The organism is Cupriavidus basilensis OR16 (assembly GCF_000243095.1).
GTDB lineage: Bacteria > Pseudomonadota > Gammaproteobacteria > Burkholderiales > Burkholderiaceae > Cupriavidus > Cupriavidus basilensis_D.
Genome location: NZ_AHJE01000069.1, coordinates 1 through 18,824 on the forward strand (window position 1 = coordinate 1; position 18,824 = coordinate 18,824).

Below are 18,824 nucleotides of genomic sequence, written 5' to 3' on the forward strand. Positions count from 1 at the left end.
AAAGGCGCGCCTCGCTATCGATGAACAGCAGCCCGAAGGTCAAGCCCATCCATGCGTAGTTGCCGCCGAAGAACAGCACCAGGGGCCACGCGCTCACCTTGAAACCGAAATGCGCGGCAACGCCCGCTACCACCACCAGCACGTACTTGGCCACCAGGGTCGGCCATTCCAGCCGGCTGAGGTCCAGCGCGATGGGAAGCATCCATGCGCCGTAGGCCAGCAGGGCGAATGCCAGCAGGCTCAGGGTATAGGGCCGCAACGCCGCCGTGACCCGCGCGCGCCTCGCGTCCGGCAGCAGCCAGGGCAGCGCGCAGCCCGCGCAGAACAGGCCCGGCAGCAGCGCCAGCATCTGCAGCGTCATCGAACCCTCCAGCAAGGCATGCACGCGCGGCACGCACAACGCCACGGCTAGCGCCGCCAGCCCGCCGGCAAGGCCGGCCCGGCGCGCCCGCCAATGGCGGGGCCACGGCTGCTGCACGGTGGCTTGCGGGTTCATGGCAGATGCCTGCGCGCGAAGTCGTAGGCCTGCCGGTAATCGGCAAGCGCGTACACGGCCAGCACCCGGCCATTGGCATCGGTCACGTGCACGCCGCCGTTGTGCGCGAAGCCGCCGAGGCCATCCGAGATAGCGATCACATCCGCGTCGCGCAGCAGCGCCTGCATGGCTGGCTCGGCGACGGGTGCGGCCACCTGCCAGTCAGGCAGCCGTGCATGGTGCTCCCTGGCATAAGCGGCAAGGCTGGCGGTGTCGTCGCGGGCGGGATCGAAGGAGAGAGAGACCAGGCCGATGCGGCCATCCATGCCATCGGCGCGGATGCGGCCCTGCAGTTGCTCGAACTCGGAGCCGAGCGCGCGGCACACGCTCAGGCAACGCGTGTAGATGAAATCCACCAGGTAGAGCTGCGCGCCCTGCTCCCGCCTGGCACCGAACAGCCGCGCGGGCTTGCCCGCTTGATTGCGCATCTCGATGGCCGGCAGCACCAGCGCGCCTTGCGCGATGCGCGCCTCGCGACGCTCGTCCAGCGTCCAGGCGGTAAAGCCCAAGGTGAGATAGCGCAGACCCGCGACAGCCAGCACCAGCACCAGCAACAAGGCCAATGCCGGCCACGCCGGGCGAGCGCGCCACGGCATGCTAGCCACCCGGCGCGCCAAGCGCGGTATCGCCGTCGAACGGTGCGGTCATGGCCGCGGTCTGCGCGCGCGCCGCCTTGACGACATCTTCCGTCATCGCCGGCGAGGTGTTGCCCCACTGGCTGCGCGCATGCGTGAGCACCGCCGCGATCTCAGCATCGCTCAACTGATCGGCGAATGCCGGCATGGCGCCGTTGTAGGCGGTGCCCTTGACCGTCAGCTTGCCGGTGATGCCGCGCAGCACGATGGCGGCAACCTTGGCGTCCTTGCCGTTGACCCATTCCGAGCCGGCCAGCGGCGGGAACACGCCCGGCAAGCCCTGCCCCGTGGCCTGGTGGCAAGCCACGCAGCGCGCCTGGAACACGGCGGCGCCATCCACGCCGCCGCCGGCCTTGCCGCTGCCCTGGAGATCGGCCTCGGTGCGGCGGTCGCCCAGTTCCGACGGCGAGTTGATGGGCGCGGTGGCGATATACCAGCAGCCCCAGGCTACCAGTGCCAGCACCAGCACCAGCACCACCTTGGGCATGGGTGCGCGGTTTTCATGCGGGTCCGCATTCTCACGGGATCGGGCCGCGGCGGCCCGGCGTTTTTCCGATGGGCTGTCCATCTGTGTCTCCGGGGGGCTACGGCGCGGACTTGGCCGCGGGCGGCGCGGGCAGGACGGCGCCGGTGCGATTCAGCGATTGCAGATAGGCGACCAGATCGAGTGCGGTCGCGTTGGCGACCACGATCTTGCCCGGCGGATTGAAGGCCTCGGGCAGATTGACCACCTTGTCGCCGGGATCGGCCTTGTCCTTCAGGTCGAACAGGAACGGATAGCTGGGCATGATGCTGCCGGGCACATAGGCGCGCGGCTGGAACAGGTGGCCGAGGTGCCAGTCGGCACTCGGCTGGCGCACGCCGATATTCATCAGGTCCGGCCCGGTGCGCATGGTGCCGAGCAGGTGCGGGTGGTCGTAGTAGTAATCGCCGGCCACCGATACCCGCCCCCATCCGCGCTTGGCGTCCGGAGCGAAGGAAGCATCGCGCGGCTGCTGCGAATGGCAATAGACGCAACCGTTGGCGATGTAGACTTCGCGCCCGCGCAACTGCGCGGCGGAGTATGGCCTGACGCCTTCGGTGGGCTTCACGTCCTTGAGCAGCAGATAGGGGATCACCACCAGCGCGCTCGTTGCTAGCGCGAGCATGGTCATGCCGCCGGCCAGCAGGGCTTTTTCATTGTTCACGGTTCAGGCTCCCAGTGCCCGCTTGCGGCCTTGGTGGAACAAGGCGGGCCGGTCCCGGTTGGGTCCCAGGCCAAGGATGGCGCAGACAAAATTGGCGACGAAGAAAAGATGGCCGAGGAGCATCATGCCGCCACCGACCGAGCGCACTTTCAGGTACGGGATCGTCACGGCCACGGAATCCATGAAGGGCTTGGCGGCGTCGAGCATGGCGTAACCTTGCAGCGTGCCGCCGATGGTCAGCCCGATGAAATACACGCCGATTCCGGCCACCGCGAACCAGAAGTGCGCGTAAATCAGCCAGCGGTACGGCCATTCGCGGCCGGTCACGCGCGGCACCATGAAATAGATCGCGCCAAAGAAGGCAAAGCTGACGAAGGCGTACAGCCCGAGGTGCGCGTGCGCCACGGTGTAGTGCGTGAAATGGGTCACGCGGTTGACGGCCCGCAGCGCCTCGAACGAGCCCTGCGCCGAACTCAGCGTGTACATCATGCCGCCGAAGGTGACGAAGCGCAGCGTGGGCGAATCGATCAGCCGGTGGAAATGGCCGCGCATGGTCTGGTGCTGGTTGATCGTGAACGCGATCACGGGCACCAGCATCATCATGCTCTGGACGATGGACAAGGTGATCAGCCAGCCCGGCACCGGCCCGCCGATCAGGTGATGGCCGCCAACCTGGCCATAGAAGAACGCCAGGGCCCAGAAGCCCAGCAACGACAAGCCGTAGGAGCGCACCGGCTGGCCGATGATCTTGGGCAGGAAGTAATAGATGGAGGCCAGCGCCAGCGGCGTGTAGAACAAGCCGAGCACGTTGTGGCCGAACCACCAGTTCATGGTGGCCTGCTCCACGCCGAAGTGCAGCCCAGGGATGTTCGCAACCAGGAACAGCACGGGGAACCAGAACAGCGCGCAGCCCATGTACCAGACCGAGACATAGAGGTGATCCACTTTGCGGTTCACCAGCGTGAGCACCAGTGGCATGCCCACCAGCGCGCCGCCGGCCACGAGCAGGATGTCGACCTGCCACGGAATCTCCAGCCACTCCAGCCCGTCGGAGATCCCGGCCGCAATACTGCCGAGGCCCGCGATCAGGCCGGCGTTCCACAGGGCCGCGCCAAGCACCGCGTACTTTGCGCCGGCCAGGCGCGTCTTGAGCAGGCGCGGCAGCAGGAACAGCGCGATGGACAAGCCTGCCATCGGCGCCCAGCCATAGGCGACGGCGTTCAGGTGGATGGTGCGGATGCGGCCGAACGACAGCCACGGCACCGTGGCCAGAAGGTCGGGCTCGTGCAGCTTGATCGAGGCCGTCAGCCCTGCCAGCGACGCCACCACCAGCCACACCATGGCGCAGCAGATGAACAGGAAGACCACGGGCGCCGATGACTCGTCCGCGATATCGCGCGAGGTGTCGTACGTGGCATCGCCTGCGGTCCCGTGCGGCTTGTCCGAGGCAGGGTCTTCCGGCTGTCCCGCCTCCCCGCGGTCGAAGATCACGCTGGCCGCGGCCGGCGAAGTATCGAAGAAGCCCTTCTGCATGCTCCAGATAAAGGCCGCGAGCGCGACCACCGAGAGCAGGAAGGCAGATAGCAGGATGGCGATGGTGCTCATGGGACGTTTCGGTTGCTGCCGCATCAGGCGGGTGGCGACGATTGCCGGGCGCCAGGCTACTAGCTTGGCAAGGCGCTCGACCCTGTGGGTGGTCTCATTGCGGACGTGCAGGCGGCGGCCGGCTGCCAAGGCCTCTCCCTGGGGCCTTCTTCAAGATATGCATCACAACATAGTTCATTTTTTGGGCGGGCGGGCTCGCCTGGGCAAAGACGGCCTTGCCCGGGTGCGTCACGGGCGCCGTCCCGTGCAGAGTAGGTGGTGAATAGTTAAGCCGCTATAGCCACTTTCCAGAATTTTCTGGTGACCACCAGCGGGCGGGCACGCACCGCAGCGGTGCCGCGTTGGTGCAGCCGGGGCCGGGGGCGGCTTAGCGGCAATTTGCCAAGTCGCCGCACCGCGTGTCACCCCGTTGACAAACCCGCTTTTTATGTTGCATTTTAAATGCTTGTTTTATAGAATCGCTCACAGGTTGCTGCGCCGCACGATTCGCGAGATCTGCTGGCAATCGCACCAACAAACACCAACAGCAATCCGCGTTTCATCCAACCCATTGCGAGAGGCATCATGCTGCCCCTGCCACAGACCCAGCCACCGACCAGCACCGGATACCACGGCCACCCCGTGCTTGCGCTCGCGTTCCGGCCTTTCTATCTGCTGGCGGCGGGCTTCGCCGTGGTGGCCATCGGCGTGTGGGCAGCCATCTATCTGGGCTGGTGGCCCCGGTCTGGCGCGCAGCCGGCCATCGGCGGCATGCTGTGGCATGCGCACGAGATGGTGTTTGGCTTTGCCGCCGCGGTTGTGGTCGGCTTCCTGTTCACCGCCGGCAAGAACTGGACAGGCCAGCAGACGCCGCAGGGATGGTTGCTGGGTGGTCTCGCCGCTGTGTGGGTCGCGGCGCGCGTGGCGATGTGGACCGGGCCCGCCCCCGCCGCCGCCGTACTGGACCTCGCCTTCCTGCTGCTGTGCGCCGCCGCCTTCCTGCGCGTGCTGGTACGCGCCGGTGGCGCGCGCAACTACGGCCTGGCCGCCGCCCTGTTCCTGCTGTGGGCGCTGAACGTGGTGTTCCACGTGGCGATGGCGCGAGGCGCCGTGTACGTCGCGCTGCAAAGTGCCGATGCCGGCATCGGCCTGGTCGTCATCTTCATGACCGTGATCGGCGGGCGGGTGATCCCGATGTTCACCGCCAATACCGTGCCCGGCGTACGCATCCGGCGCTCGACGCCGGTGGAGCGCACCGTGGTGGCGCTGACGCTGGCCGCGATGATTGCCTGCACGCTGGCGCCGCGCGGCATGGCAACCGCGGCCGTCGCGTTGCTGGCCGCGCTCGCGCAAGCGCTGCGGCTTGGCGGCTGGGGCTCGCGGCACACGGTGCGCAAGCCATTGATCGCCATCCTCCACCTGGCCTATGCCTGCCTACCGCTGGGCCTGTTGCTGCTGGCGGCGTCCGCCCTGGGCTGGACCGACCGCTCGACGGCGCTGCACGCCCTCACCGTGGGGGCGATCGGCTGCGCCATCCTGGGGATGATCACGCGCACCGCGCTGGGCCACACCGGCCGCAAGCTCGAAGCGGGTGGGATGGAGAACGCTGCCTACGCGTGCATCGGCCTGGCGACAGTCGTCCGCGTAATGGGGCCGCTGCTGCTGCCGCAGTACAAGCCGTTCTGGATCGCCAGCGCGGCGGCGCTCTGGATGGCGGCCTTCGTGCTGTACCTGTTGAAGTACGTGCCCTACCTGACCCGGCCCCGGGCCGACGGGCGGGAAGGTTAAGGCCTCCCGCGATGCCTTCCGGACGAGACCACCCTCCCCACTCTCCCCACCTGCCCGCCTCATCAGCCTTTAGCATCGTGCTGGTGCCGGGCGTCATCGGCCGCGCGTGGCGCCACGCCACGCTGTGGCATGTGATTCCCGCGCCAGTGGAAGCCGGCACGACTGGTACGTAGAATCCAAGCGAAGCCCAGCGCACCAGGTAACCACCAACATAAGATCAAGAGATGGATGTCCATTTGAGCATTCATGGCCGGCAGGGACTGGCCGGCCAACTCTATCGCCAGTTGCGGGCGGGCATCGTCGACGGCCGGCTGGCGCCGGGCGAAAGGCTGCCATCGACCCGCGACCTCGCCACGCAGCTTGGGGTATCGCGCAAGACCACGCTAGACGTGTTCGAGCGGCTGATTGCCGAGGGCTACCTGCGCTCCCGCACGGGCGACGGCACCTTCGTCGCGCACGAGATGACAGGCCTGGCGCCATCGCCGTCGCCGCTCTCCCCCAGCCCCGGCTCCGGCTCGATCTGGGAAGCGCTGCCCGACGCTCTTCCCCACACGCCGCCAGGCGCGACGCTCGCGTTTGACTTCGTGGGCGGCGTCACCGACAAGAGCTTGTTTCCCTTCGATAAATGGCGCAGCTGCGTCAGCCACGCACTACGCGTGCAGGCCCGCGGGCGCGGCAGCTACCGCGATCCGGCCGGCGAGCAGGAGCTGCGGCTTGCGGTATCGCGCTACCTGGCATTCAGCCGCGCCGTGGTGAGCAACTGGCAGGATGTCATCATCACCCAGGGCGCGCAGCAGGCGATCGACCTGATGGGGCGTGTGGTCGTCCGCCCCGGCGACGTCGTGGCGGTGGAGGATCCCGGCTATCCACCCGCGCGCATTGCGTTTTCGGCGCTGGGCGCGCAGGTGGCTCATGTGCCCGTGGACGCGCAGGGGCTGGTGGTGGACGCGCTGCCGGACCATGCGCGCATTGTCTACGTCACGCCATCCCACCAGTTTCCGCTGGGCATGGCAATGAGCCTGGAGCGGCGCGTGGCGCTGCTCGAATGGGCGCAACGCCGCGGCGCGCTGGTGCTGGAGGACGACTATGACGGCGAGTACCGCTTCATGGGCCGCCCGGTGGAGTCGCTCAAGAGCCTGGACAAGACGGGGGTGGTGGCGTACGTCGGCACCTTCTCCAAGACGATCTTCCCCGAACTGCGTGTCGGCTACGTGATCCCCCCGGCCCCGCTCGCCACGGCCGTACGCCGCGCCAAGCAGGTCGGGGACTGGCACAGTTGCACCATGACGCAGACGGCGCTGGCCAAGTTCATGCTCGACGGTTACTTCGCCAAGCACCTGCGGCGCATGCACAAGGAATACGCTGCGCGCCGCGCCAAGCTGCTCGAACACCTGGAAGGCCCGCTGAGCCCGTGGTTCACGCCCCACGCGCCGGCTGCGGGCATCCACATGGTCGCCCACCTGAAACTGCCACAGGACGAGCAGGCGCTGATCGCGCGCGCCACCGCCGTATCGGTTGGCCTGTATGGCATCTCCGGCATGTACGGCGGGCAGCCGCCGGTGCCTGGCATCCTGTTTGGCTATGGCGGCATCAGCGTGGCGGACATCCAGGCTGGCATGGAAAAGCTGGCCGGGGCGCTGACGGCGGCCCGCTAGCGAGACCAGTGAACTGGCGGCCAGGCCCGTGGCTGTCGAGCCGCAGTGCCATGCCGAACTCCCCTGCCGGTCCGCCCGGACAGCCCGCCCCATGCCAGTTGGCTAGATCGCCGGCTGGTCCGGACAGTAACCATTTTTACGCCAATGCAGGCAGCCAGTGCCGGGCGGGCCTTACTGCTCGCCAGCATCCTCGGCTGCCGCCTGGGAGGCCTTGGCCTTGCGCGTCACGTTCTTGATCGGGATGCCGATCAAGGTGGCCGCGCCGCCGTCGCCCAGCGCGCGCGTCAGCGCCGCGGGCTTCTCCACCAGATCTTGCAGGCTATAGGCGTCCAGCACCTCGAAGTAAGCCCGCAATGCCGCGGACAGCACGCCGCGCAAGCCACACACGCGGGTGATGATGCAGTGGTTGTCGTCGCCCTGGAAGCACTCCACCAGGTTGAAATCCGACTCCATGGTCCGGATCACCTCGCCCACATTGATCTCCGCGGCCGGCCGGCCCAGCTCGATGCCGCCGGCGCGGCCGCGCACCGTATGCAGGAAGCCGGCCTGGCCAAGCTTTTGCACGATCTTGATCAGGTGATTCTTGGGAATGCCGAACGCATCCGCGATGCGCTGGATGGTGACCAGTTCACCTGGATGGACCGCGACATAGATCAGGGTCCGCAGACTGTAATCGGTGTAGTCGGTCAGTCTCATGAAAAGTCCGGTTTGCGGCGGTGATGTACGGGGCAGCCAGGCGGGGGCTCCGGCGAGCGTGGCGCCGTGGCGCCGTGGCGGGAGCCGAAGCGCATCGTGGCTTGACGCCGCCGCAGTCTAACATGGACCCTCGATACATCTTTGCGCACTGCCGCAAATTTTATGTTGCATTGCAAATGCATGTTTAATAAAATGGGCACCAAGGCGTCGCCCCCCTTGGCCGCAGCCACACCGCACCAAGATTGCACCCGGGCCGCACGCCGCCACCGCACCTCGCTGCGGAATTCTCTCTCTTTTTTGTTGTATTTTTTGTACATCTTTGGAGGTTGCCGTGCTGTCCGAACAATCGAGACCCCTGATCGACGCGAGCGTCCCCGTGCTGCGCGAACATGGCCTGGCCATTACCCAGACTTTCTATCGCAACATGTTTGTCGATCGGCCCGAGCTGACCAACCTGTTCAACATGGGCAACCAGGCCAACGGTTCGCAGCAGCAGTCGCTCGCCTCCGCCGTGTTCGCCTACGCCGCCAACCATGGCGACAACAGCGCCCTGGCCCCGGTGGTCAGCCGCATCGTCCACAAGCACGCCTCGGTTGGCATCAAGCCCAGCCACTACGCCATCGTCGCCCGCCACCTGCTCGGCGCCATCGGCGAAGTGCTTGGCGATGCCGCCACCCCGGCGCTGGTCGCCGCCTGGGATGAAGCCTACTGGCTACTCGCCGCCGAACTGATCGCCGCGGAAACGCGCCTCTACGAGCGCGCGCAATCCGGCCCCGATCACCGCCAGCCCGTGCGCATCGTCGCGCGCGAAGCACAAAGCGCCGACATCACCGCCTTCACGCTCGAAGCCGTCGGCGGCACCACGCTGGCCGACTTCCTGCCCGGCCAGTACATCTCCGTGGTGGTGGAACTCACCCCCGGCGCCTTCCAGCAACGCCAGTACAGTTTGTCCGACGCCCCCAACGGCAAGACCTGGCGCATCTCGGTCAAGCGCGACCGCGGCAATGGCGGCGATTTGCCCGCCGGCGCGGTCTCGAACTGGCTGCACCAAAACGCCCGCGAAGGCGACGTGCTGCTGGTCAGCCAGCCCTTCGGCGACTTCGCCCCGCGCATCGAGCCCAGCACCCCCATCGTGCTGCTCTCGGCCGGCGTCGGCGTCACGCCCATGATCAGCGCGCTGAACACCGTCGCGCAACGCAACCCCTCACGCAAGGTCGTATTCGGCCACGCTGCGCGCATGGCCTCGCACGTGGCGCACCTGAAGGACGTCAAGCATGCCGCCCGTCAGCTGCCCAAGCTGCGCACGCACTTTTTCCTGGAATCCGAGGAGCCGGCGGAATTCCTGGCGCAACCCGCCCTGCCGGGCCGCATGGATATCGATGTGATTCTGGCCGACGATGACCTTGCGGATGCGGACTTCTACCTGTGCGGGCCGCTGCCGTTCATGCAGGCACAGCGCACGGCGCTGCAGGCGCGTGGCGTGAAGGCGGAACGGGTGCACCGGGAGGTGTTTGGGCCGGATTTGCTGGATACGCTGTTGTAAAGCTAAAAAGGCAACGAAGGAGCGCGCGGCAATCCCGCGCGCACTGCAGGCAGGCGCCAGCCGCCACCAGCTCAGGACGCCCGCCCTTGCTGCCGCGGGAACCGCAACGCAAACCGCACCAGCCCCGGCGTGGGGCAACTGGCCTCCACGCCGCCGCCGTGCAGCACCATGATCGCCTTCACGATGGCCAGGCCGAGGCCATTGGATTCGGTGACCCGGCTGCGCGCGGCGTCGCCCCGGTAGAAGCGGTCGAACAGGCGGTCGAGCTGGCCTTGCGGAATGGCCTCGCCCTGGTTTTCCACCGAGATCACGACGCCGTCGGGCTCTTCGGTGCTGCTGAGCCGCACCACGCTGCCCGGCGCGCCGTAGCGCACGGCATTGACCACGAGGTTGTTGATGGCGCGGCGGCACAGCAGCGGATTGGCCCAGAGCGTGCCGCGCGCCTCCACCTTGAACGTCATCGCCTTCTCATCCGCCGGCCCTTCGAAATACTCTGCGATCTTGCCGAGCTCGTCGGGCAGCGACACCTGCGCACGCTCGATGACCAGCCCGGCGTGGTCGGCCTGCGCCAGGAACAGGATGTTCTCGGCAATATGGCCGAGCCGGTTCAGTTCCTCCAGGTTGGACTCGAGGATGTCCTGGTATTCGTCGGGCCGGCGCGGCTGGCTCAGCGTGACCTGGGTCTGGCCGATCAGCGCGCCCACGGGCGTGCGGATCTCGTGTGCCAGGTCGGCGGAGAACTGCGAGAGCCGCTCGTAGCCGTCGGCCAGCCGGTCCAGCATGGCGTTGAACGCGCCGACGAGGCCGCGCAGCTCGGCGGGGGCATCCCGCTCGTCAAGGCGCACCGCGAGGCTGGCGGGACTGATCTCGGCGGCCCGCGCGGCGATGCTGCCAACCGGCTTGAGCCCGCGCCGGATGGCGAAGAACGCGAGCGCGCTCGCCGCCAGCATGCCGACCAGCGCGGCCAGCACCACGCGGTTGCGGTAGGCGGCGAGCATCTGCACCTCGTTGCTCATCGGATGCGCGGCGATCACCTCGACCACGCTGCCGTCCTCGCTGGAGCGCGCCATCGCGGCCGCCCAATGCACCGGCACGCCGTTGTCCAGCCGGGTGCGCAGGATGCTGGCCGCGGTCGGGCCAGCGCCGTCGCCCGGCACCGAGGCTTCAAGCTTTGCCGGCACCGGCAGATAGTCCGGGTTGACATGGATAAACGGCGGCTCGCCCGGCTTGCGGAAGATCAACACGTCGCGCTCGGCACCGAGCATGGATTCGAACAGCAAAGGTCGGTCCTTGAGCTCGCCGACCGTGTACACATCGCTCGCCAGCCGGCGGAAATGCGCCACGCGCCCGATCAGCTGCAGATCGGCGCGGGCCTCCATCGAAGTCTTGGCGGACTGGTAGAAATATGCGCCCAGCGCCCCGATCACCACGCAGGCAATCGCGGCGAACGATAGCGTGGTGCGCGCCGTGAGCGAGCGCGAGGACCAGGCTTTCATGCGCTCTCGCCGAAGGTGTAGCCGATGCTGCGCACGGTATGGATGAGCTTCTTGTCGAAGGGCAGGTCGATCTTGGCGCGCAGCCGCTTGATGGCCACGTCAACGACGTTGGTGTCGCTGTCGAAGTTCATGTCCCACACCTCGGCGGCAATCAGCGTGCGCGACAGCGCCTCGCCCTGGCGCTTCACCAGCAGGTGCAGCAGCAGGAATTCCTTGTTGGTCAGCACGATCTCCACGCCCTGGCGCGTCACCTTGCGGCGCAGGACATCGAGCTTGAGGTCGGCGAATTCGAACAACTCTGCTTCGCGCACCACACCGCGGCGCAGCAGCGTGCGGATGCGCAGCACCAGTTCGATGAACGAGAACGGCTTGACCAGGTAATCGTCGGCGCCAAGCTCAAGCCCGTGGATGCGGTCGTTGACGTGGTCGCGCGCGGTCAGGAAGATCACCGGCAGGTCGCGCCGCGCGCGCAGCGTGCGCATGATTTCCCAGCCGTCGATGCCGGGCAGCATCACGTCCAGCACCACGAGGTCGTAGGTGTGCTCCAGTGCCATGTGCAATCCGTCCGTGCCGGTGCGCGCGAGATCCACGGCGTAGCCGCTTTCGCGCAGGCCCTTCTTGAGATAATCGCCGGTCTTGGGGTCGTCTTCGATGACGAGGATGCTCATGATGCGCAAAGCCATTCAACGGTATGCTGCCATTCTAGCGGCGGCAGGAGCCCCGATTTATGACATTTTGGTCATCAAAAAGTCATCCGGAAGACCTAGGCACCACCCTAACCTACGTAGCACTTTCCACGCACCAGGAGTCCTAGGATGAAGATCGTTTCGAGCATGTTGACGCGTACCTTGGTTGCCCCGGCCCTGTTTGCCGGCGCCATGTTTGCCGCGGCCCCCGCGGTGCTGGCCCAACCCGCTCCCGCCGCCACCCCCACCGGCGTGCGCGGCACCGTGACCGCCTTCGCCGGCGACACGCTGAAGGTGCGCACGCGCAGCGGACAGGACCTGGACGTGGGCCTGACCAAGGACACGGCGGTGCGCGCGGTGACGCTGGCCAAAGTCGACGAGATCAAGGCCGGCAGCTACATCGGCTCGGCCGCCGTGCCGCAGGCGGACGGCTCGCTCAAGGCGCTCGAGGTGCACGTGTTTCCGCCCAGCATGCGCGGCTCCGGCGAAGGCCACCGCGCATGGGACCTGGGCAAGAACAGCAGCATGACCAATGGCACCGTGGGCAATGTGGTGGTCAGCAACGGCCGCACCATCACCGTGAAGTACCCCGACGGCGAAAAGCGCATCGTGATCCCCAACGATGTGCCCATCGTCAACCTGGAACCCGGCGACCGTTCCTTGCTGGTCCCCGGCGCGCATATTGTGCTGTTTGCGAGCAAAGGCGCCGACGGCGCACTGACCGCGCGCTTTATCTCCGCCGGCAAGCAAGGCGTGGTTCCGCCGATGTAAGACCCGCCCGGGCCGGCTCCATCCGGCCTGGATCCTGGCATCCCGATCCCAAGCCCCCCCGCCATGCGCAAGCTCCCCTCCTCCAGGCCCGCGCGGCGCGCCATCGTCCATCCGCTGGTCGTGCGCGCCACGCACTGGGTCAACGCCTTCGCCATGACCTGCATGGTGATGAGCGGCTGGGCGATCTACAACGCCTCGCCGCTGTTTCCCTTCAAATTCCCGGCATGGGCGACCGTGGGCGGCTGGCTGGGCGGCTCGATCGCATGGCATTTCGCGGCCATGTGGCTGCTGTTCGCCAATGCCCTGGTCTACCTGGCCTATGGCCTGGCCACGCGGCATTTCCGGCGCCACTTCCTGCCGCTGAGCGCGCGCGGCGTCTTGCGTGACGCGTCGCTTGCCATACGGCTGCGCCTGCCGCATCGGCCCGGCGCCTATAACGCGGTGCAGCGGCTGATGTATGTGGGCGTGTTGCTGCTGGGCGTGCTAGTGGTGGCATCCGGGCTGGCTATCTGGAAACCCGTGCAACTGGACTGGCTGGCCACGCTGTTTGGCGGTTTCGACACGGCGCGCCATGTGCATTTCCTTGCCATGGCGGGGATCGTGGGCTTTGTGGTGGTTCACCTGGCGCTCGTCATCCTGGTGCCAGCCACCTTGTTGCCGATGCTGACCGGCCGCGCCGGGCGCGCTGGCCATGGAGAGGTGAAAGCATGAGCACCCCCGACGACGACAAGCGGATCGTCATGGCGGCCGCGGAACCGCTCAGCGCGGCCGATTTCAAGCCCCAGCTGGCGCAGCTCCAGCGCCGCCTGTTCCTGCGCTCCTCGCTGTCGCTGGGCGCCCTGTCCATGCTGGCGGGCTGCACCCTGCAGGATGGGGACGCCGTGGACAAGGCGCTGTGGTCGATGTCGCGCTGGAACGATCGCGTGCAGGCCTGGCTGTTCAACCGCAACCGGCTGGCACCCACTTACGCGCGCAGCCAGGTCACGCAGCCCTTCCCGTTCAACGCCTTCTATCCCGAATACGACGTACCGGAGGTCGACGGTACCGACTACCGCCTCGAAGTCTCCGGGCTGGTCGCCGACAAGCGCGCATGGAGCCTGGCGCAATTGCGCGCGCTGCCGCAGGCGGGGCAGATCACGCGGCATATCTGCATCGAGGGCTGGAGCGCGATCGGCGAATGGCGCGGCGTTGCGCTGCGCACCTTCCTGGAACGCATCGGCGCGGACACCACCGCCCGCTATATCGGATTCAAATGCGCGGACCGCTACTACTCCAGCCTCGACATGGAGACCGCGCTGCATCCGCAGACCATGCTGGCGCTGGATTTTGGCAGCGAGCCGCTGCCCGCCCAGTATGGCTATCCACTCAAGCTGCGGGTGCCGACCAAGCTTGGCTTCAAGAACCCCAAGCATATCGCCGCGCTCTTCGTGACCAACGAGAATCCGGGCGGCTACTGGGAAGACCAGGGGTATAACTGGTTTAGCGGACTGTAGGGCAAGACAGCACTGCCGCCGGCAAGTGACGGACCCTGGGTGATGCACGGTGCGCCGGGCACCAAACACGCTGCCTGGTGTACGCATTGCCGCACCCGCGCAGCGCGCCAAGCATTCCCACCATCGGCGCACATGGGTAATATCAAGGCCATGCGCGCCGCCACCCTGGCCGGGGCGCAGTCTGAATCGCGCAAGCCCGCCTGATCTCCCGCCGCGGGCAGCGGCACGCGAACGAGGGAGACCATGGCTTTAGTGGCTTTAGCGGCTTCATTGGCATCAGTGGCATCAGTGGCTTCAGGCGGCAGCCCCTACCGGCAACTCTGGCACCTCACATCCGAAGGATGGGGCTACTGCGCGCTCGGCACCTTCAGCCACGATGGCCTGCCCCCGGAATGGCGCGCCGTGCTGCCCATGCTGCCGCTGCGCGACCGCTACTCCCCCGTGAAAGCCGCCCGCATGGTGCTGGTCACCATGCAGATCCGCGGCGCGGCGCCGGCATCGGCCAGGCAATCGGATCCGCAGCGGCCGTTGTATTACGTTTATCAGGCTTGGAGTACGCAGCGGGTGGCTTGAGCAGACAAAAAAAAGCCCGCGAAGCGGGCTTTTCCTTTCTACAGCGAGAAGAACGGCAAGCCGTTCAACCCACCCACTTCCGCGCATTGCGGAACATGCGCATCCACGGGCTGCCGCCGTCTTCCACCTGCTTCCAGGCATCCGGCGCCCAGCTCATGGTGGCGGTGCGGAACACGCGCTCCGGGTGCGGCATCAGCACGGTGAAGCGCCCGTCGGTGGTGGTCACCGAGGTAATGCCGTCCGGCGAGCCGTTCGGGTTCAGCGGGTAGGTCTGGGTAGGCGCGCCGTGGTTGTCCACGAAACGCAGCGCCACCTGGGCCTGGCTCTTGTCGCCTTGCTGCGAGAAGTCGGCGAAGCCTTCGCCGTGCGCCACCACGATGGGCAGACGGCTGCCTTCCATGCCGGCGAAGAAGATCGACGGCGAGGATTGCACTTCCACGGTGACGTAGCGCGCTTCGTACTGCTCCGACTGGTTGCGGGTGAACTTGGGCCATGCGCCCGCGCCGGGGATGATCGGGGCGAGGTTGCTCATCATCTGGCAGCCGTTGCACACGCCCAGCGCGAAGGTGTCCTGGCGGTTGAAGAAGGCCGCGAACTGCTCGGCCATCTGCGCGTTGAACAGGATCGTCTTGGCCCAGCCTTCGCCGGCACCCAGCACGTCGCCGTAGCTGAAGCCACCGCAAGCGACAAAGCCGGAGAAGTCGGCCAGGTTGGCGCGGCCGGCGATCAGGTCGCTCATGTGGACGTCGTGCGTGTCGAAGCCCGCGCGATCCATGCTGTACGCCATTTCGATCTGCGAGTTGACGCCCTGCTCGCGCAGGATTGCCACGCGCGGACGCGCGCCGGTGGCCACGAACGGTGCGGCAATGTCTTGCGCCGGATCGAAGGTCAGCACCGGCGTGATGCCCGGGTCCGCCGCGTCGAGCACGCGGTCGTATTCGCTGTCGGCGCAGGCCGGGTTGTCGCGCTGGCGCGCGATGCGCCAGCTGACTTCGCTCCAGGTGCGCTGCAGCTCGCTGCGCGCGGCGCCGAAGACCTTCTTGGCGTCGCGGTAGATCTCGATCTGGCCGGTGGCGTTGGGCTTGCCGACCACGTGGCTGCATGCCGACAAGCCAACTTCGCGCAGCATGGCAAACACGGCGTCGCGCTCTTCCAGGCGGACCTGGATGACCGCGCCGAGCTCTTCCGAGAACAGCGCGCGCAGGGTCTGCTCGTCGCGCCGGCCGGAGATTTGCTGCGCCCAGTTCTTGGCGTCGCCGAAGTCCTGTTCCTGCACCGGGTCCAGCGCCAGCATGTCGACGTTGAGCGACAGGCCGCAATGCCCGGCAAAGGCCATTTCCGCCAGGGCAGCCATGAAGCCGCCGTCGGAACGGTCGTGGTAAGCCAGCAGCTTGCCCTCGCGGTTCAGGCGCTGGATCACGTTGAAGAAGTTCTTCAGGTCTTCGGCGCTGTCCACGTCCGGCGTGGTGTCGCCAACCTGCTGCGTCACCTGGGCCAGGATGCTGCCGCCGAGGCGGTTCTTGCCGCGGCCGAGGTCGATGGCGATCAGCACGCTCTCGCCCGCGTCGGTGCGCAGTTGCGGGGTCAGGGTCCGGTCGGTGTCATCCACGGCGGCGAACGCCGAGATGATCAGCGAGACCGGCGCGACCACTTCCTTGTCGACGCCGCCGTCCTGCCACTTGGTGCGCATCGACAGCGAATCCTTGCCCACCGGGATACTGATGCCGAGGGCCGGGCACAGTTCCATGCCGACCGCGTGCACGGTGTCGTACAGCTTGGCGTCCTCGCCTTCCACGCCGCAGGCGGCCATCCAGTTGGCGGACAGCTTGACCTTGCCCAGGTCCTTGACCGGCGCGGCAGCCAGGTTGGTCAGCGCCTCGCCGATGGCCATGCGGCCCGAGGCGGGCGCGTTGATCACGGCCAGCGGCGTGCGCTCGCCCATGGTCATGGCTTCACCGGCGCGGCCCTTGTAGTCGAGCGTGGTCACGGCCACGTCCGCCACCGGCACCTGCCAGGGGCCGACCATCTGGTCGCGCGCGTTCATGCCGCCGACCGTACGGTCGCCGATGGTGATCAGGAAGGACTTGCTGGCCACGGTCGGGTGGCGCAGCACGTCGCGCACGGCCTTGTCCAGCGCGATGCCGGTCACGTCCACCGGGGGCAGGCTTTGCGCTACATGCTTGACGTCGCGGTGCATGCGCGGCGGCTTGCCCAGCAGCACGTCCATCGGCATGTTCACGGCATAGTGCTCCTTGAGCGCGGCGTCGACATGCGCGTCGACCAGTTGCAGTTGCTGCTCTTCGGTGGCGATGCCCACCACGGCAAACGGCGAGCGCTCGCGCTGGCACATGGTCTGGAACAACGGGAAGGACTCCGGTGCCACCGCCATCACATAGCGCTCCTGCGACTCGTTGCACCAGATCTCGGCCGGGCTCATGCCGGACTCTTCCAGGTGCACCTGGCGCAGGTCAAAGCGCGCGCCGCGGCCCGCGCCGTCCACCAGTTCGGGGAAGGCGTTGGAGATGCCGCCCGCGCCCACGTCGTGGATCGACAGGATGGGGTTGTCGTCGCCGAGCTGCCAGCAGGCGTTGATCACTTCCTGCGCACGCCGCTCCATTTCCGGGTTGCCGCGCTGGACCGAATCGAAATCCAGGTCGGCGGTATTGGTGCCGGTCGCCATCCAGCTGGCGGCGCTGCCGCCCATGCCTATGCGCATGCCCGGGCCGCCCAGCTGGATCAGCAGCGAGCCGGCCGGCAGCGCCTTCTTGTGCGTGTGGCCGGCATCGATGTTGCCGATGCCGCCGGCGATCATGATCGGCTTGTGATAGCCGCGCACGGTGCCGCCGACATTTTGCTCGTAGACGCGGAAGTAGCCACCCAGGATGGCACGGCCGAATTCGTTGTTGAACGCGGCGCCGCCAAGCGGGCCTTCGGTCATGATTTGCAGCGGCGAGGCAATGCGGTCCGGCTTGCCGGTCACGCTCACCTTGTCGTCCGGGTTGCGGTGCGCCACCGGCTGGGCGGCGTCGCGCGCGTTTTCCCAGCCTTCCACGGCGTCGGGCAGCATCAGGTTGGAGACCGTGAAGCCGGTCAGGCCAGCCTTGGGCTTGCCGCCGCGGCCGGTGGCGCCTTCGTCGCGGATTTCACCGCCGGCGCCGGTGGAGGCACCGGGGAACGGCGAGATGGCGGTCGGGTGGTTGTGCGTCTCCACCTTCATCAGCGTGTGGGTCAGCGCCTCGTGGCGGCCGTACTTGTGCTCGGTGCCGCGCGGGAACCAGCGCTCGGCCACGTCGCCTTCCATCACCGCGGAGTTGTCCGAGTACGCCACGATCGACCCTTGCGGGTTGAGCTGGTGCGTATTGCGGATCATGGCGAACAGGGACTTGTCCTGCTGCACGCCGTCGATGGTCCAGGTGGCGTTGAAAATCTTGTGGCGGCAGTGCTCGCTGTTGGCCTGCGCGAACATCATCAGCTCGACGTCGGTCGGGTTGCGCTCCAGCTTGGCGTAGGCGTCGACCAGGTAATCGATCTCGTCTTCCGACAAGGCCAGGCCCATTTCGGTATTGGCTTGCGCCAGCGCGGCGCGGCCACCGGAGATGTCGATAAAGCGCAGCGGCTTGGCCGGCAGTTCCTGGAACAGCCCGGACCACGGCTTCGGTCATGCGATCGAACAGGTGGGCGGCCACCGCGGCACGGGTGCCGGCATCCAGCGTCTTGCGCCCGCGCAGCAGGCCCTTCTTGCAGATCACGGTGATCTCGATGCCGCGCTCGATTCGGTGCACGTGCTCGAAGCCGCAGTTATGCGCGATGTCGGTCGCCTTGCTGGCCCACGGCGAGATGGTGCCGAAGCGCGGGATCACCACAAAGCGATCACCGTCGGTTTGTGCCTCGAAAGGCGCGCCATAGGTCAACAGCGCGGCGATGCGGGCGCTGTCGTCCTGCGACAGCGGCACGTCGGTGTCGACAAAATGCAGGAACTGGCCGTGCACCGATTCGATGTCGGCGTCGATCTGCTTGAGGGCGGTGAGCAGGCGTTGCTGGCGAAAGGCGGAAAGCGCCAATGCACCGGGGAAGCACGAGAAATGCGCCATGGTCTGAGCGGTCGGGAGGGCAGGAGGTAGGGGCTGCTACCGGCCGGCGCCGCTGGTTGGGGCGCCGTGCTGGCGGGAAACCGGGATTATA

Annotated in this window: 15 protein-coding genes and 1 pseudogene; 7 read left to right on the forward strand and 9 right to left on the reverse strand. The window is 67.1% G+C overall.

Annotation, left to right across the window (positions count from 1 at the left end; translation table 11 throughout):
* From OR16_RS24445 to OR16_RS24465, 5 genes are all read right to left on the reverse strand, one after another.
* A partial coding sequence (locus OR16_RS24445) for a hypothetical protein (RefSeq protein ID WP_006160800.1) occupies positions 1 to 496 on the reverse strand: 496 nt, incomplete at its 3' end.
* Entirely contained in the window at positions 493 to 1,131 is a 639-nt protein-coding gene (locus tag OR16_RS24450; protein ID WP_043420911.1) for an SCO family protein, read from the reverse strand. The genes OR16_RS24450 and OR16_RS24445, both read right to left, overlap by 4 nt.
* Position 1,132: 1 nt before the next feature.
* Positions 1,133 to 1,738 (reverse strand): c-type cytochrome, encoded by a 606-nt coding sequence (locus OR16_RS24455; RefSeq protein WP_006160802.1) that lies wholly within the window; start codon positions 1,736 to 1,738, stop codon positions 1,133 to 1,135.
* A gap of 16 nt (positions 1,739 to 1,754) precedes the next feature.
* The gene (locus OR16_RS24460; RefSeq protein WP_006160804.1) at positions 1,755 to 2,357 is read right to left on the reverse strand and encodes a cbb3-type cytochrome c oxidase subunit II; all 603 of its coding nucleotides are present in this window, start codon (positions 2,355 to 2,357) and stop codon (positions 1,755 to 1,757) included.
* Between the two features lie 3 nt (positions 2,358 to 2,360).
* Positions 2,361 to 3,962, reverse strand: coding sequence for a cbb3-type cytochrome c oxidase subunit I (locus OR16_RS24465; protein ID WP_043420928.1), 1,602 nt, complete (start codon positions 3,960 to 3,962; stop codon positions 2,361 to 2,363).
* A 564-nt stretch (positions 3,963 to 4,526) separates the two neighbouring features.
* On the opposite strand from OR16_RS24465, the gene OR16_RS24470 reads away from it, so the two are divergent.
* Complete coding sequence (locus tag OR16_RS24470; protein WP_006160808.1) at positions 4,527 to 5,729, forward strand: NnrS family protein; 1,203 nt, start codon at positions 4,527 to 4,529, stop codon at positions 5,727 to 5,729.
* A gap of 224 nt (positions 5,730 to 5,953) precedes the next feature.
* Positions 5,954 to 7,384: a PLP-dependent aminotransferase family protein gene (locus tag OR16_RS24475; protein WP_006160809.1), complete on the forward strand. Its 1,431-nt coding sequence runs from the start codon at positions 5,954 to 5,956 to the stop codon at positions 7,382 to 7,384.
* Between the two features lie 171 nt (positions 7,385 to 7,555).
* Here OR16_RS24475 and OR16_RS24480 read toward each other — a convergent pair whose 3' ends face one another.
* Positions 7,556 to 8,080: an RrF2 family transcriptional regulator gene (locus OR16_RS24480; protein WP_006160810.1), complete on the reverse strand. Its 525-nt coding sequence runs from the start codon at positions 8,078 to 8,080 to the stop codon at positions 7,556 to 7,558.
* A 331-nt stretch (positions 8,081 to 8,411) separates the two neighbouring features.
* Between OR16_RS24480 and OR16_RS24485 the strand changes: the two genes are divergently transcribed.
* The gene (locus OR16_RS24485; protein WP_006160812.1) at positions 8,412 to 9,623 is read left to right on the forward strand and encodes a globin domain-containing protein; all 1,212 of its coding nucleotides are present in this window, start codon (positions 8,412 to 8,414) and stop codon (positions 9,621 to 9,623) included.
* A gap of 71 nt (positions 9,624 to 9,694) precedes the next feature.
* Here the strand turns inward: OR16_RS24485 and OR16_RS24490 are convergent, their stop codons facing one another.
* Positions 9,695 to 11,119, reverse strand: coding sequence for a heavy metal sensor histidine kinase (locus tag OR16_RS24490; protein WP_006160813.1), 1,425 nt, complete (start codon positions 11,117 to 11,119; stop codon positions 9,695 to 9,697).
* Positions 11,116 to 11,787 carry a heavy metal response regulator transcription factor gene (locus OR16_RS24495; protein WP_006160815.1) on the reverse strand — a complete coding sequence of 224 codons (672 nt, stop codon included), beginning with the start codon at positions 11,785 to 11,787 and terminating at the stop codon, positions 11,116 to 11,118. Before OR16_RS24495 ends, OR16_RS24490 begins: the two co-directional genes overlap by 4 nt.
* A 147-nt stretch (positions 11,788 to 11,934) precedes the next feature.
* Between OR16_RS24495 and OR16_RS24500 the strand changes: the two genes are divergently transcribed.
* The 4 genes from OR16_RS24500 to OR16_RS24515 all read left to right on the forward strand — a co-directional run bounded on the left by OR16_RS24500 (position 11,935) and on the right by OR16_RS24515 (position 14,642).
* Positions 11,935 to 12,576, forward strand: coding sequence for a hypothetical protein (locus tag OR16_RS24500; protein WP_006160817.1), 642 nt, complete (start codon positions 11,935 to 11,937; stop codon positions 12,574 to 12,576).
* 63 nt (positions 12,577 to 12,639) lie between these two features.
* Entirely contained in the window at positions 12,640 to 13,287 is a 648-nt protein-coding gene (locus OR16_RS24505; RefSeq protein ID WP_006160819.1) for a cytochrome b/b6 domain-containing protein, read from the forward strand.
* A 29-nt stretch (positions 13,288 to 13,316) separates the two neighbouring features.
* The gene (locus OR16_RS24510) at positions 13,317 to 14,069 is read left to right on the forward strand and encodes a molybdopterin-dependent oxidoreductase (RefSeq protein WP_085961312.1); all 753 of its coding nucleotides are present in this window, start codon (positions 13,317 to 13,319) and stop codon (positions 14,067 to 14,069) included.
* Between the two features lie 288 nt (positions 14,070 to 14,357).
* The gene (locus OR16_RS24515; protein WP_006160821.1) at positions 14,358 to 14,642 is read left to right on the forward strand and encodes a hypothetical protein; all 285 of its coding nucleotides are present in this window, start codon (positions 14,358 to 14,360) and stop codon (positions 14,640 to 14,642) included.
* Between the two features lie 64 nt (positions 14,643 to 14,706).
* Here the strand turns inward: OR16_RS24515 and purL are convergent.
* Positions 14,707 to 18,733, reverse strand: a pseudogene (purL, locus tag OR16_RS24520) (phosphoribosylformylglycinamidine synthase).
* Positions 18,734 to 18,824: the final 91 nt, after the last annotated feature.